The sequence below is a fragment of the Paenibacillus hemerocallicola genome, from assembly GCF_006265175.1.
In the GTDB taxonomy this organism is placed as follows: Bacteria; Bacillota; Bacilli; order Paenibacillales; family NBRC-103111; genus Paenibacillus_AB; species Paenibacillus_AB hemerocallicola.
Window position 1 is genome coordinate 20,766 of sequence record NZ_VDCQ01000014.1, and the last position, 15,274, is coordinate 36,039.

General features: G+C 50.2%; 11 protein-coding genes. 10 read left to right on the plus strand and 1 reads right to left on the minus strand.

Annotated elements, in window-relative coordinates; translation table 11 throughout:
- The first annotated feature begins 15 nt into the window (after nt 1-15).
- The 10 genes from FE784_RS12205 (at nt 16) to FE784_RS12250 (ending at nt 13,934) form a co-directional block, all read left to right on the plus strand.
- On the plus strand, nt 16-1,362 hold the full coding sequence (locus tag FE784_RS12205) for an ABC transporter substrate-binding protein (protein WP_139602477.1): 1,347 nt from the start codon (nt 16-18) through the stop codon (nt 1,360-1,362).
- A gap of 133 nt (nt 1,363-1,495) precedes the next feature.
- Nucleotides 1,496-4,594, plus strand: coding sequence for an AfsR/SARP family transcriptional regulator (locus FE784_RS12210; protein ID WP_139602478.1), 3,099 nt, complete (start codon nt 1,496-1,498; stop codon nt 4,592-4,594).
- 159 nt (nt 4,595-4,753) lie between these two features.
- Nucleotides 4,754-4,957 (plus strand): carbon storage regulator, encoded by a 204-nt coding sequence (locus tag FE784_RS12215; protein ID WP_139602479.1) that lies wholly within the window; start codon nt 4,754-4,756, stop codon nt 4,955-4,957.
- A gap of 186 nt (nt 4,958-5,143) precedes the next feature.
- On the plus strand, nt 5,144-6,451 hold the full coding sequence (locus FE784_RS12220; protein WP_139602480.1) for an efflux RND transporter periplasmic adaptor subunit: 1,308 nt from the start codon (nt 5,144-5,146) through the stop codon (nt 6,449-6,451).
- Nucleotides 6,448-9,567, plus strand: coding sequence for an efflux RND transporter permease subunit (locus FE784_RS12225; protein ID WP_139602481.1), 3,120 nt, complete (start codon nt 6,448-6,450; stop codon nt 9,565-9,567). Before FE784_RS12220 ends, FE784_RS12225 begins: the two co-directional genes overlap by 4 nt.
- Before the next feature lie 514 nt (nt 9,568-10,081).
- Nucleotides 10,082-10,843, plus strand: coding sequence for a phosphotransferase enzyme family protein (locus FE784_RS12230; RefSeq protein WP_139602482.1), 762 nt, complete (start codon nt 10,082-10,084; stop codon nt 10,841-10,843).
- Between the two features lie 376 nt (nt 10,844-11,219).
- A complete protein-coding gene (locus FE784_RS12235; protein WP_139602483.1) occupies nt 11,220-12,104 on the plus strand; it encodes a protein kinase family protein in 885 nt (294 codons plus the stop codon).
- A 292-nt stretch (nt 12,105-12,396) separates the two neighbouring features.
- A complete protein-coding gene (locus tag FE784_RS12240) occupies nt 12,397-12,996 on the plus strand; it encodes a TetR/AcrR family transcriptional regulator (RefSeq protein WP_139602484.1) in 600 nt (199 codons plus the stop codon).
- A 4-nt stretch (nt 12,997-13,000) separates the two neighbouring features.
- On the plus strand, nt 13,001-13,342 hold the full coding sequence (locus FE784_RS12245; RefSeq protein ID WP_139602485.1) for a DUF1801 domain-containing protein: 342 nt from the start codon (nt 13,001-13,003) through the stop codon (nt 13,340-13,342).
- Nucleotides 13,343-13,421: 79 nt separating this feature from the next.
- A complete protein-coding gene (locus FE784_RS12250; protein ID WP_139602486.1) occupies nt 13,422-13,934 on the plus strand; it encodes an SRPBCC family protein in 513 nt (170 codons plus the stop codon).
- Between the two features lie 389 nt (nt 13,935-14,323).
- Here the strand turns inward: FE784_RS12250 and FE784_RS12255 are convergent, their stop codons facing one another.
- Nucleotides 14,324-15,160: an AraC family transcriptional regulator gene (locus tag FE784_RS12255; RefSeq protein WP_139602487.1), complete on the minus strand. Its 837-nt coding sequence runs from the start codon at nt 15,158-15,160 to the stop codon at nt 14,324-14,326.
- Between the last annotated feature and the right edge of the window lie 114 nt (nt 15,161-15,274).

Here is a 15,274-nt window from a genome sequence, read left to right on the forward strand (position 1 = left end):
GGGGAGTTCCGGACAATGAAGCTTACGATGAAAGGGAAGCTTGTGGCACCTGTAGTCGCAGTCGCGGCGATAGTGTCGGGATGCGGCGTGGGAGAGAGCGACGGCGGCAAACCGCAGGCCGCGCCCTCCGGGCAAGCGGCCCCGCCTGCAGTCGATTACAACGAATCGGCCGAGCTGACGATTTATGCCAGCAGTTCCTCGTTCACGGAGGACATTTTCAAGTCGAGAATCGAGCAGTATGTCCGCACCAAGTTCCCGAACTACAAGCTGAACTATATCAAGCCCGGCAGCATGACCGTGCCGGATATGATCGCCACCCAAAACGTGCCGGACATCTTCCTGTTCGCCCTGCCCGAGATGCAGAAAAATTTGCTGCCCAACGGCTTGCAGTACGATTTGACCGAGCTGATTCGCAAGCACAAGGTCGATCTGAACCGGTTCGAGCCGGGGCTGATACAGACGTTCCGCGACGTATCGGGCGACGGCAAGCTGTTCGGCCTGCCGGAGAGCACCAATCCGCACGTCATGTTCTACAACAAAGATATTTACGACAAGTTCGGCGTTCCTTATCCGAAAAACGGCATGACGTGGGACGAGGCATACGAGATGAGCCGCAAGCTGACGAATTTCCAGGACGGGGTTCAGTACCGGGGCGTCACGACGTTTTTCCGCACGATGCTGACCAACAACGCGGAGTCGCTGCCGATCATCGACGCCAAAACCGGCCGCGCCTCCGTCCATACGGCGCAGTGGAAAACGATATTCGACAATGCGAAGCGCTTCTACGAGGTAAACGGCATGCTGACCGGCTACAAGTCGAGCGACGGCGCGGCGGAGCTGACGGCCTTTTATACGGACAAAAACATAGCGTCCGTTATTTCGCCGCTTTCCGCATATACCCGGGCGGGTATGAAGGATGTCGAATGGGACATGGTTTCCGTTCCGGTCGCGTCCGCGCAGCAAAATATGGGGCTGCAGGTGGAGCCGAGAGCCTTGTTCATTTCCAATACCAGCAAGTCGAAAGAACAGGCGTTCCAGGTGCTGCTGCACGTTTTGTCCGACGAGGTCGAGCTGGCCAACAGCAAGGCCGGCAAGACGACAAGTCTGCAAAACGAAGCGATCGCCAAAGCGTTCGGCGCCGATCTGGAGCTGCTGAAGGGCAAAAACACAAGCGCCGTCTTCCATAACAAAGTCGCGCCGAGTCCGCAGGCGTCCGAGCTGGCCACCAATGGAGCGAATATGCTCAGCAAGGAGTTCGATGCCGTCATTCAAGGCCAGAAGGACGTCAATACGGCGCTGCGCAATGCGGAGGAAACGATCAACAAAGCGATCGAAGAGGAATTGGCCAAAACAGGCAAGTAGCTGTGGGCACGACCTCGGCGTAAGGGCTAGACTTCAGGAGTCGCGGCTATTTTAAATACAATTTCCCTCTCCCCTCGTCGTGTTGTACTATTACGATATAGACGAACAACTGCGGTAGCGGGAGGCGGGTCCATTGATTGTCAGCACCAAGCTGCATATCCCTCAAGTGCGAAACTCCTTGGTACAGCGACCCAGGTTGTTGCAAAAGCTTGACGAAGGGCTGCAAGCGAAATTATGTTTGATTTCCGCGCAGGCCGGGTATGGGAAGACGACAACGTTAAGCCAATGGGCTCGGCAATACAGCGGCCTGGTGGCGTGGGTTTCGTTGGATAAGCAGGATAACGATTGGATTCCATTCTGGAGCTGCGTAGCCGCTTCGATCAGGGAACAGGTTCCCGGCTTCGGCGAGCCGGTCGAGTCCTATCTCGAGAAAGGCCAGGCGTCCTCGTATGTGCCGTCGGATCCGGCGATCAAGGCGCTCTTGAACGAGCTGAATCTATTGTCCGACGCGCTGGCCCTTATTCTCGATGACTTTCATTTCATCGACATGCCTGCGATACACGATTCATTGAGTTATTTGCTGGAGCATATGCCTCCCCATATTCATCTGTATATTGCAAGTCGTACCGAGCCGGCTTTTCCGACCGCAAGACTTCTGGCTAACGGTGACATGCAGCGAATATTGATGGAGGATTTGCGCTTCGAACCGGATGAAGGGCTTGCCTTTTTTCAAGCAAGGACGGATGTTCCGCTAACGAAAGAACAGGCAACAGAGTTAATCCGCCAGACGGAGGGGTGGGTCAGCGGATTGCAGCTGGCTGCGATCTCGCTGAAGAAAAGCCCGAATATGGCGGAGTCGATTCGGCAATTTGGCGGCAGGCAGCATCATATAGCCCGCTATTTGCTGGAAGAAGTGTTCCGGCACCTGGACGAGCCGCTGCGCGATTTTATGCTGGAAACGTCCATTTTGACGCGGCTGAATCGCTCCCTATGCGAGGCTGTAACGGGCCAAGCCAACTGTCAGGAGCAATTGTCCAGGCTGGAGCAGCTCAATTTGTTTATCTTCCCGTTGGATGATGAACACTATTGGTATCGTTATCATCACTTGCTGTCCGAATTTTTGAAGCAGACGTTAGCGAACAGCGGTCCGGACAAATGGGCGCAGGCGCATACTAAGGCGGCGCACTGGCTGGAGCGGCATGGTTTTCAGGAAGAAGCGGCCGAGCATTATTTAGAGGGCAAACAGTATGACGATGTCGTTCGGCTGATCGAGGGCAATCTTCATGCTTTTTTGCATAAGAAGATGGCTGCACTAAGCAGATGGATTTTGCAAGTGCCGGAAAGCTTCATTTCGAAGAGGCCTATGGTCGAAATGTTTTATTTGCTCGTATTGCTCGGAATCGGACACGGGGAAACAAGCTGCAAAAAAATAGAGCAAGCGAAACTCCGCTATGAAGCGCTGCAAGGGAAAATGGACGAGGCGGAGTTAAACGAGGTGTTGGGCAATATTTACTTTTTATGCGCGGCCTCCAGTTATTTTCAAAAAGATTTGGAAGGCGTATCGAAATACTTCGAGCTGGTAGAGCGATATTTGCCGGAAGGCAGTTTCTTTCAGCTGGTAGGGAACAACAACTATCAAGGCTTCGAGCAATTCCACGATCCTTTGGCATTTATTAACGATTATCATGCTTCTGCGGCATTTTTGTCGAAATGGATACAAAAGTGGAATCAAAACAAAGCGCATCCGTTTGTCGGCACGCTCTATGCTTCTTACAGCAAGCTGCTGTATGAATGGAATCGACTGGAAGAATCCGAATATTGGATTAATCAGGTGCTGCGCCCCCATGACATGCCGCACAATACGCGGAGTCTGGTGCTAATTTACGCTATCGCTTCGCAAATTCAGCAAACGCTCGGAAACCCGGCCAGAGCCGCCGAACTGCTGGAGCAGTTGAAATTGCAGATCGATTCTCCCGATTATGATTTGCATATGCGCGATATCGAAGCGGAACAAGCTTGCTTGCTACTCCGGCAAGGCTTCGTTCCATATGGGATGGAATGGCTGAATCGATGCGGAATGTCCTCTACGGATGAAGCAGCGCTTAACCGTGTGGCGGAGCATCTGGCTTTGGCCAGAATACTCCAGGCTTGCGGGCGTGCAGAGGAAGCGTTGTCGCTATTGGAACGGTTGTATGTGTTGTTGAGCAAGGAGGACCGGCTGCGGGATCGCATCAAAGTGTTGGTTTTGCAAAGTGTCGCGCTGCACCGCATCGGCCAAACGGAGAAGGCGCTCGTTCGGCTGGAGAGCGCTTTGGGCTTGGCGGAGCCGCAAGGTTTCATCCGCAGCTTTGTCGATGAAGGCTCTTTGATGACGGAGCTTCTTACCTCCGCCTTAAAGAAGCTTCAGAGAGCTCGCAAATCCGGCGGCACCGCCATTTCTCCGGCCTATATCAAGCAACTGCTTCAAGCATTGAACGGCAGCCAGCCGTCCGGGGAGCTCTCTCCGGGCAAAATCCGCGTTCATTGCTTCGGCCGTTTCCGGGTATTGGCCGGACCCGAGGATGGCAATGAGATACAGTGGCGAACCTCCAAAGCCGAGGAGCTTATGGCTTATCTAGTCCATCATCGGGGAGAGGCCGTCGACAGGCACCGGATCATGGATACTCTATGGAGAGACCTTGATGCCGACAAAGCTGCGGCGAATCTGAACATCACGGTTCATTATCTCAGAAAAAATTTGAAGAGCAAAAACATCGAAGGGATTCTTCAACATTCGAGAGGATTTTACAAGATTGACGCGAGTCGAATCGATTGCGATTATTTCGAGCTTGTCAGACTGTCCAACGACGACGTTCCTGTTACCGATAGTAACAGTGCCTTCTATGAAGAAGCTGCCAGGTCTTACAAAGGCGAATACTTGAAGGGAAACGATTACCTCTGGGCCGAGCAAATCCGGAGCAGCCTGGAGAATGAATACGTGAACATTTTGCTCCAGTTGCATAACTATTACATCAGCAAGCAGAGCTTTACCTCCGCCGTGAAAGTATTGAAGAAGGCGATCGCATGTACGCCGTGGAACGAAGACATCCATACAAAGCTGATTCGCCTCTACGTACAGATGAATGACCGCACTGGCGCAATGAAACAATATGATGCGCTGAGAAGAGTGCTTCGCGCGGAATTCGGAGCCGAACCGGGTGAGGTTGTCAAGAAATTGCTGAGTTCGATTTAAAATATCAGTTTACAAATAATGCAAAAAACGCCGCGGTTCCGGAAAACCTTGGATTAACAAGGTTTTCCGGAACCGCGGCGTTTTTTTCTGTAAAGGTTTTGTTTAGTGTCGGCATGGTATCGTTATATCCTGATGAATGAAGTCAAAGGGGCGGGCCATATGCTGGTAGTAGGAAGAAAGCCGGGAGAATACGTCGTCATCAATGGGAATATTATAGTGAAGGTGGTAAAAAGTGAAGAAGGACATCTGCGCCTGGCCATAGATGCACCGCAAACCATCAATATCCTTCGAGGCGAGATGCTGGAAAAGAATCCTATAGGGAAGTTTGCCGATGGCGATCAAGCATCGAATCGTTTCAATTAAATTCAAGAAGAAACCTCCTACGGGAGGTTTTTTCATGTGCGCAATCCGCAACGATTTTTGTCTATTTCGTGAAATCATGATCCAGTACCATCTAGGCATTACGAAGCCGGTACCGTTACATTATAATTAAGTTTGAATGTGCAATCATTCAGTACTAAAAGATTATAGAGAGAGGTAGAGAAACGAATGATCGGAAATCGCAGGAAGAGAATTTCGCTTTCTTTGCTGACCTGGGGGCTCGTGGCGACACTTTCGAGCGCTTGCTCGATTCAAGCAAGGGATGCGGAAATCATCACCGACATCCCGCAGGCGGTCGAGGTGATCACGGTGCAGATGGAGCCTGTGCTGGATCGGTATGGGCTGGCGGGCACCCTGCAATCGATGAAGGAAGCCGTCGTCTCGTTCGAAGTGGATGGCCGGGTAACCGAGACGCTCGTTCAGGCGGGCGACGTCGTCAAGGCGGGGGATGTGCTTGCGTCGCTGGATGCATCGAATTACAAGTTTCAGCTCAATCGGGCGGAAGCCGCGATCGGGCAAGCCGAAGCGTCGGTCCGTCAGGCGGAGGCTTCCGTCGCGGCGGCGGCGGTAGGCGTAGAGACGGCGCAACAATCGAGAGACGTATTGAGTAAAAACGGAGAGGCGCTTACTCAGGAAGCCTTTCGAATGGCCGCCTACGATTTAAATAAGGCAGAGTCGAGGTTCGAGGCCGGGAGCGCGTCGGAGTCGGATTTGAACAACGCACGTCTGGCATTTAAACAAGCCGAGACAAACTATCTCAACGCGAAGGCGCAGAGCAATCAGTCGTCGTCGGGCGTCACGTCCGCTGAAGCGACGCTGGCGCAGGCACGGGCGGGACTCGAGCAAGCCAGAGCGGCCCACCGGGAAGCACTCGTAGTGCGGGATCAAGCGCAGCTGGCCGTCGAGAAGTCTTCTCTCGCCTCGCCGATCGAGGGCGTCGTACTGGAGAAGATCGTCTCGGCGTGGCAGCTGACGGGCGGAGGACAGCCCGCATATCGGATCGGAGACATTACGCAGTTGAAAGTCGTGCTGCCCGTACCGGATCAAGAAATCCGCAAATGGAGTGTCGGGCAAGAGGTGGCGCTTACGCTGTACGGAGAGTCCCGGACCGGGGCAGTCAAGAACGTGTACCCTACGACGAACTCGAGCTCCGGATCTGTGAACGTTGAGGTCCTCGTGCCGAATCCGAATGCGGATTGGTTGCCGGGACAGGTCGTGAAGGCTGCACGAACGTCGACGGGAGAAGCAGGTATTCTCGTCCCTATAGAGGCGGTCGTCAGTACTGGCAGTAAACCCTACGTCTTTAAGAAGGTCGACGGCAAAGCATTGAAGACGAACGTCACGCTCGGAGAGCTTACCAACAATCGACTTCATTTGACATCCGGTCTTTCGCCAGGAGATCAAATTGTCACTAAGGGGGCATATAAATTGTTTGATGGTGATTCGATCGCGACGTCAGAGGAGCGTGCCAAGTGATCGATTACGTCATCAAGAAACGGAAAATTACGCTGCTCTTCCTCTTAATGGCGCTGATCGTCGGCTTCTTCGGATTTTCGCAGCTGCCGCGCCAAGAGATGCCGGACGTCGTCATCAAGCAGGCGCTCGTGACGACGATTTATCCCGGAGCGACTCCGGAGAAGGTCGAGCAGACGGTTACGAAGGTCATCGAACAGAAGATCAAGGAAATTCAAGGCATCAAAACGATCACCTCTACTTCGCATAACGGGTATTCCTCTATCCTGGTACTGACGGACGACGATGCGGATGCTGCAAAGAAGTGGGATGAGCTGCGCAAAAAGGTGCAAGACGCCCAAGCGGACTTGCCCAAAGACGCGGAAGCACCGGTCGTCAATGACGATCTCGCAAAATCGTTCATCGAGCAGTTCGCGATTACAGCCGATCGCGTAGAGGATCTCTATGTTTTGATCGATCTGATGGTAACGTGGAAGGATCAACTCCGCACCGTACCCGGTGTCGCGGGCGTCGACATTCAGGGGCTGCCGGAGCGGGAAGTCAGAGTCGAGGTGGATGCGCAGAAGCTCCAGCAGCTCGGCATCCCTTGGGAGCAAGTGCTGAACACGCTGCAAAACTATAACGATCGCGTCCCGACGGGCAGTCTCGATTTCGGGAGTCGCGAGTATCTGCTGACGGTGCCGGAGGCGCAAGAGGCCGAAATCTTGAACCGGGTCGTCGTCACGCAAACGCAAACCGGTACGCCGGTGTATTTACGAGATATCGGGAGTGCAACATTAACGTATAAGAAAACGGCCTACTTTGCGTACTACAACGGAAAACCGGCCATAACGATCAGCCTTAGCAGCGAGACGGGCAGTGACGTTCCCGCCATGAATCGGCTCGTGAACGAGAAAATGAACAAGCTGGCTCCCAGCCTGCCCGGACAGTTGAAGCTGGAGTCGCTGTTCGCTCAGAACGATCGGGTCAACGAGCTATTTGCCGAGCTCACCAAGGAGCTGCTGATCGCAATTGCGGCGGTTATCCTGATCTGTACGCTCGGGCTTAATTTGCTTACTTCGGCGACTGTCGCGCTTGCGATTCCGTTCTCCATCGGACTCGGGTTCATCTTTTTGCCGGCTCTCGGCATTACCTTAAATCAAATTTCCATTGTTGGCCTCATTATTGTACTCGGACTTCTGGTCGACGACGCCGTCGTGGTCAATGACAACATCGAGCGACGAATGTCGGCCCTTGGCGAAAGCCCATCCGTTGCAGCTGTCAACGGAACGAAAGAAGTGTCCATCTCGATTCTTACAGCCACTCTTGCGACGATTGCCGCGTTCGCACCGCTTTTGTTTTTGCAGGGCGACATCGGCGCGTTCATCAAGCCGATTCCAACCGTCGTTTCGCTAACCATGCTGGCTTCCATGGTCATGTCGCTCACGATCATTCCGATTTTCCGCGGCTGGTACGATGGAAAGCGTCAGAAAGCGGGGCAGTTTAAGCATAAACCTTCCGGCTTCTTGGGTAAGCAATTCCAAACGGTAACGAACATCTATTCGGGGCGGTGGATGGCGAAGGTACTGGAGCGGCCGCTCTTTACCGGGCTTGCCGGTCTGCTAATCGGCACTGCGGCGTACTCGCTTGCGCTTTTTACGCCCATTGAGCTGTTCCCGGATTCGGAACGACCGGAAGCTACGATCAACATACAAATGCCGGCCGGCACATCCATTATCGAGACCAATCGGGTCGTACGCGAAATCGCCGATTGGGTCTTGGCACAGCCGGAAACGGAGCGGGTGACGTATGCGGCCGGCGGCGGCGCCCCGACGTTGTTTAGCGACATCGCTTCCGGAGCTCCACCGGCCAGCCCGACGACCGCACAGCTCCAGATTGTAGGGGTAACAGGCAAATTCGACCGTGAGACGACGGTAGGAGCATGGCAATCGCATCTAAACGCAGCTTACCCGGGGGCGAATCTTAGTATTCGTGTCCCGCAGCTAGGTATTCCAGTCGGTTCTCCGGTATCGATCCGTTTGACCGGCGAGAGTTTGGATGAGCTTCAATCGATGGCTGACGAAGTGAAGGTTGCCGTCGCCAGCGTCCAAGGCACCGTGAACGTGCTGGACGACATGGGTATTGAACGGTACAACCTGACTTTTCAGCCGAATCAGGAAGCGATGGATCGCTACATGGTCAGTTATAACGATTTGACACGGACACTGCTGCTGGTCGGTCAAGGATTAACCGTGAGCCAATTCGACACCGGACGAGAGCTCATTGACATAAATTTATATTTGTCAAAGAACGAAGCCGAGCCGAATCTTTTGTATCAGCAAGTGCAGGTAACGAATACCCAAGGGCGCCAAATCCCTTTGTCGCAACTGACGACGATGATTCCGGGGTTCTCGATACCGCAGATCAATCGGTATAACCTCGAGCGTACTGTAACGGTTACCGCCGACGTGTCTGGCCGGACAGCGACCGAAGTGATGGCTGAGGTGCAGAAGAAGCTCTCGGACATAACGTTCCCGGACGGATACGAATGGAGTATTGGCGGAGAAACGTCCGAGCAAGCGGATATATTCGCGAGTCTCGGCAAGCTTTCGGCCGTCGTTGCGTTCCTCATTGTTCTCCTCATGACGATGCAGTTTTACTCGCTCTCGTTGCCGCTGCTGATCATGACGACCGTGTACCTGGCTGCGGCGGGAGGGATCCTTGGCATTTTCTTGACGGGTATGCCGATCGGTTTCATGAGCATTATGGGCATCATATCCCTTGCGGGTGTCGTCGTGCGGAATGGTATCGTTCTTATCGAGTTTATTGAGGAGGCACGCCGCCACGGGATGGAGCTGAAGGAGGCCGTCATGCAGGCAGCGTCCGCTCGCTTCCGTCCGATCGTGCTGACATCGCTCACAGCGATCGTGGGTATGATTCCGATCGCGACGATTGGGGACATTTTGTTCCGTCCGCTCGCAATGACGATTATCTTCGGGATGATTTTCTCGACGATTCTGACGTTGTTCGTCGTGCCGTCCCTTTATATGGTGTTGGCGAACATCAAATTGAAAAGTAAAAAGAAGCAAGATGAACATATAAGTATTGCGAATTCCTTCACAGAGAGCTCCGGTAGCTGAGAAGGAGTAAAGCGTTCTGTATGGAAAAAAGCCTCTAAGCCGCACCGCGGAACCTCTTCGGCGGGGATGGCTGTGACACGAGCTCCTGTTACAGAGCTAGAGTATACGCATTCGCCGGGTGGTACCGCGAGGAATCCGATCCCATCCCTGAGACTACAGTCTCGGGGGTGGGATTTTTTTCTTTTCTGACATTGAGTCGCAGTTATTCAGCGGATAATTTGGAGGGAGCAAGCCAGTCGTCAACGGCCGATGTGATTTACAACTTGTGGAAGACTCCGCCTTCGGAACGGGGATTAAGAGAGCACAATAGGTGATCCAGAAGGCTGCCGGCGATCGGCGGTATACTGAAATAACGGGCAGTATAATTAAGTGTAATTCAAATTTTACCTAGTATCGAAAAGCGCCAAGTTGTACAATATTTCCACTTAGAACTGAATTGGGGCGAAGATTCCTAGATGGTTTGATCTACAAACGAGAGGATAGTTTACTATGCTAAGGAGTGACATTCCAATCCATGGATTATACGAAGTGCTTTAAGGAAGTTATACTGAACTATTCTTTTATCGACCCTATTGTGGAATTTATTCGTCATAATGAAAACATTACTTACAAGATAACAGAAAAGGGATCTGAAAGTACTTACTTGTTGCGAATGCATAAACCAATAACAAAAAACATGCAGGGTGTACAAAACATGCGTGAGGGGATTCAATCGGAACTACAATATTTGTTAGCCTGGTCGTCTCATTCCGATTTGCCTGTTCAAATCCCTGTTCCGAATCTAAACGGTGAACTAGTAACAAGCGTTGTCATGGAATGCGAAGAAGTGCACTGTTCCGTCTTGAAATGGATTTTCGGGGAAACCATGTCCAAGAAAGATTTCACCAGTGAGGAAATGGTTAGGACCTTGGGGAAGCATATTGCATATTTGCATCAGTTTTCGCGGGGGTTTAAACATGGTTCAAGTTTTATAAGACCCGAACATGGGATAGAGTGGGTAAATAACATGTTGAGCAAATTACGATCAGGCGAAACAATGGGTATTATCACCACCGAGGACTTTAAACCTCTTGAAAATGCATTTTCATTGGTAACCGATCGCATGAAAGGGTTGAGCAAAAGTTTCGAGACCTGGGGATTCATCCATGCCGACATTCACTATAGCAACTTAATCCGCACATCAAGGGGAATTTCATTCATTGACTTTGGATTATCGGGGTTTGGATATTACGCAAGCGATGTCGCTATGGGTGCCCTATTTACTAAAAATGAATGACGGGATGATCTGCTTTCCGGCTACACTACTATTATTTCCGGAAAAATAGACATCGCACAGTTAGAGGACTTGATGTTTTTGAATATATGCGAATACTACGCATTTCTGGTAAGTAGAAAAGAAAAGCATATGTGGATACGTGAACATATACCGAGTCTGATTGAACTTTGTAAATCTTTGCTTAAAGGCAAAACGGTTTTTTATGATATCAATCAAGTAGTTTTAACAAACTAGAGAGCAACTAATTACAGAAAACAACGTACGCAGCCGATCGGCACCCTCTCTCCCTTACAACACTAACGAAGTTTCTGCTTCCTAAAAAGTAGATGAAACAGCTATGTTCAGGAAGGTGACTATCATTTCGAGGAGGAAGTAAATGAAAGGTACGATCGATATTAAAATTGACGATGTTAAGTTTCAGTTACAAGAAGAACATGATTTTGGTTGGCTTGCGAATTTGGGGCGTGTATTTGAAGCGTTTGCCCAGCAGGATTCGGGCAATATAAGCTTTGGTATTGAGAAAAATAGCGGAAAAATTTTCGTCAAATACGCTGGTGCCAAAAGCGCAGCATTTTCGGGTACCCCCCAAGACGCAATAAATAATTTGAAAAATGCTATGTCTCTATATAAAGAGTTAAGTCATCCCTCGCTAATTAAACTAATTGATCATTATGAAGTCGGCTCTGGCTACGCAGCTGTTTTTGAATGGTTTGACGGTGAATCTCTTCACCCGCATTGGTCTTTTCCGCCCCCAGCGAAGTACACTGATCCTAATTCCCCATTTTATAGATTTAAACACTTATCAGTGACACAAAGATTAATCTCGTTGGATCACATTTATACCTTTCATGAATTTGTTGAGGAAAAAGGCTTTGTAGCCATTGATTTTTATGATGGGAGTCTGTTGCACGATTTCTCCAAAAATGAGACAAAAATATGCGATATTGATCTTTATCAAAGAAGACCCTATTGCAATTCAATGGGGAGACTATGGGGCTCCTCCAGATTTATGTCTCCTGAAGAATTTTCTCTAGGTGCTGAGATAGATGGTTGCACAAACGTTTTTACCATGGGAGCAACAGCGTTTGCTCTACTCGGAGGAGAGCGTGACCGCTCATTTGAACACTGGGAAGCAGGAAGGGAACTCTATGAGGTGGCGATAAGGGCTGTAAATCCTAATAGAGAGAATAGATATGACAGTGTGTCGGATTTCAAATCGGCATGGGATTTGGCAGTTAAACTCGCTGACTTGCTGAACTAAACGGATACTATAGTTTACCAACCAGAATACGAAGCTACCGGCATGGATCGGCGGCTACGTTGAGGGACGGGCAGTTATCGCAAGTGAATCTTCTCCAAACGAGATAATCTGGATGGTTGTCCCATGAAATTAGAATGGAAAATACAGTATTAGACTTAGAATATAAAGCTATAGACCTGTAGCAGCGTTATTTTATCGAGTAAGCCTCTTGACTGTAGGATAATTTTGGATTAAGATAATGTCAGTCACCACTGACAGACATATCGTGCATTTTATAGAAAGGGAGCTGATCATGCGTCCAACTAAGCAAGGAAGTGCGGAGAAATTATTACGGGCTGCGATTGACCTGATCTCGGAGAAAGGATACCACGGTGTCACGACGCAAGAAATCGCCTTAGCCGCCGACTTAAGCGAAAAGACGCTTTTTCGACATTTCGGAAGCAAGCAAAATTTGCTCGAATCCGCCCTTGAACGATTTCAATATGCCGAAGAGATGCGAATGCTCTTCAACGAACAGCTTGTGTGGGAGGTAGAAACTGACCTACTAGCCATTAGCAGAAAATATCATGACATCATGAACCGCGACCGAAAGCTTATTCAGATCGCCATAAAGGATGAGGTCCATATCCCCGGCTTTAAAGAACGTCGACTTCAGCATCCTCGACAACTGCTGACGTTTTTGACAGATTATTTCATTACGATGAGCGAGAAAGGAGAAATAACTTGTTCGAACCCCACCATGCAGGCTTTCACTTTCATGATGGCTCAATACGGCGCATTTATTAACGATTTGGAAGCCGGGGGGAACTATCCGGGGATCGGGCTAGAACAATTCATACAAGAGAACGTGAAAATTTTCGTCAGGTCTCTAACTATAGAAAAGGAGCTGTAAAAGGATGAGGAACGAGGAAGTATCGGCATTTATCGAAAATCTTAATCAGCCGTGGCAAATCGAGGTCAGTAACCGGCTGCGCCAGATGGTGCATCAATCCATTCCAGAAGTCGAAGAACGCATACAGTACAAAAAACCCCATTTTCTAAAGCATGGACATTATGCAGCTGTTATTTCGCCATCGAAAGATGCCATTGCATTTATGATCATGAACGCAACCGGTCTTGCATTCCCTAGAGGATTCGAGGGGCCCGTCGAGCGAAAATGGCTTAAGATTCGAGAAGGGGATACGCCTGATTACGAGCTACTGGCAAATCTGGTGATTCAAGCTTCAAGCACGCTGTAGCAGCTAAGGATCGCCAGACCAGAACATTCACAAATCACTTTCGGGGTGTGAACACCCCTTCAAAACAAGGAGGATATTCATGAACAACATTCCGTATCAACCGTTTAAAATGGCAATCACACGCGTATTCGATGCTCCTCGTGAACTCGTTTTTAAAGTATGGACGGAGTCCGATCATTTTGCGAAATGGTGGGGGCCCAAGGGTTTCTCCCTCGAGGTCACCAAAATGGAGGCTCGACCAGGCGGTATGTTTTTAGGATGTCAGACGTCTCCTGACGGGAGTCACGTCATGTGGGGGAAATTTGCATATCAAGAGGTAATCGCACCCGAGAAAGTGGTTTTTATCCAATCCTTTTCTGATGAGAAAGGCAATACGATCCGAGCATCTTTTAACGCGGATTGGCCTCTTGAAATTATGAATATCATCACGCTCGAAGAAAACGAAGGGAAAACTACCCTGACTCTCAAAGGCGGCCCTCTGAACGCATCCGCTGAGGAGCAAGCGTCATACGAGGGCATGGCGCCAATGCTTCAACAAGGCCTCGAAGGTATGTTCGATCAACTCGCTGACTACCTGGCTAGTCAGAAGTAATTTGTGATCAAAGAAGATTAATGACTGGAGTAGATGGACGCTTCAATATGCTAGCTTTTCAAACCTTATCTCACTGGATATAGGGACAAATCCAAGTTTTTGTTCATTCACGGTTTTCATTGGAATGTTGTTCTTCCTTTTTTCGCTTGAGAGTGCATCTAGCAGACGTTCGACTGCCGCTCCACAAATTGTTATAGGGCACGATTCGATTCAATCGGGTCAACAGAAAGTAAACATATGCGCACAAGGAACCGTCCGGCGTAAGTTTTGGATGGTTTTTCTTTTTGACATTTCGATTGTCCCGCATGGAAACAGAGAGCCTTTCGATCCACTATAGGTGGAAGGAAGGGCTCTTTGTTTGGTTTGTGGGGCGTGCGTTTGCGTGCGTGCTACGTTCGTTTGTCGAATTCCCGGTACGAGGTCGGAGACACGCCGCTGTGATGCTTGAAAAATTTCGTGAAGTAATCCGGCAATATCCCGATTCTATCGGCAATTTTATTCATGCTGAGATTCGTCGTGCGCAGCAGCGAGCAAGCGCGGTCGTAGCGCAGCTTGGCGATATATTGCATGGGCGAGAAGCCGGTCATCGATTTGAAAACCGAGATGAAATAACGCGGGTGAAAATGGGCGAGCTTCGCAAGCTCATCGACGGACAGCTTATGAGACAGTCTCAATTGCATATATTCCAACACCCGCGTAATGCTCTGGACGTCCCGATGACCGGCGTCGTTGATTATCCGCGCAGGACTGTTTTCGATGACATAGCACAACAACTGCGCCAGCGTTGTTTTGGCGCGCAGAATCGAGGTCATTTCGTGGCCGGTATACGACTCGTTCAAATGCTGGAATTGCTCCTCGATGAGGACGTGGTCGTCCACCTCAATGATGGGCGAGATGGAGAGCAGGTCGAACAGCCGGTTGTCTCCAATCAAGGAGGTAAAGTGGCAGTAATATTTGCCGAACACCTCCCCGTCATAGGACGAAGCCGAAATGATCGAGCCTGCAGGAAGAAGCACGAGCTGTCCGGCCGTAGGTACGAGGATCGAACCGTCGATCCATATTTTGCATCTTCCGGATACCATGTAATACAGCAAGTTGTATTCGAGTTTCAGATTGGAATGACTCCACTCGGCACCGAGCGTCCGAAAAGAAGACCGCAAAATCGCGGTTTGTACATTGGCAAGATAATTGGAAAAATTCCGCTGCTGCGCTTGTGTACGCTGCATCCATCGTTCCCCCTTCCGCCATTTTCGAGCTGTGCAGGTTTTAGTGCGTATTCTGTTTTATCGTGCGGTCGATGGGTCGCATCTCGTTCCAGCGCATAGGTCGTTCTGTGTTTG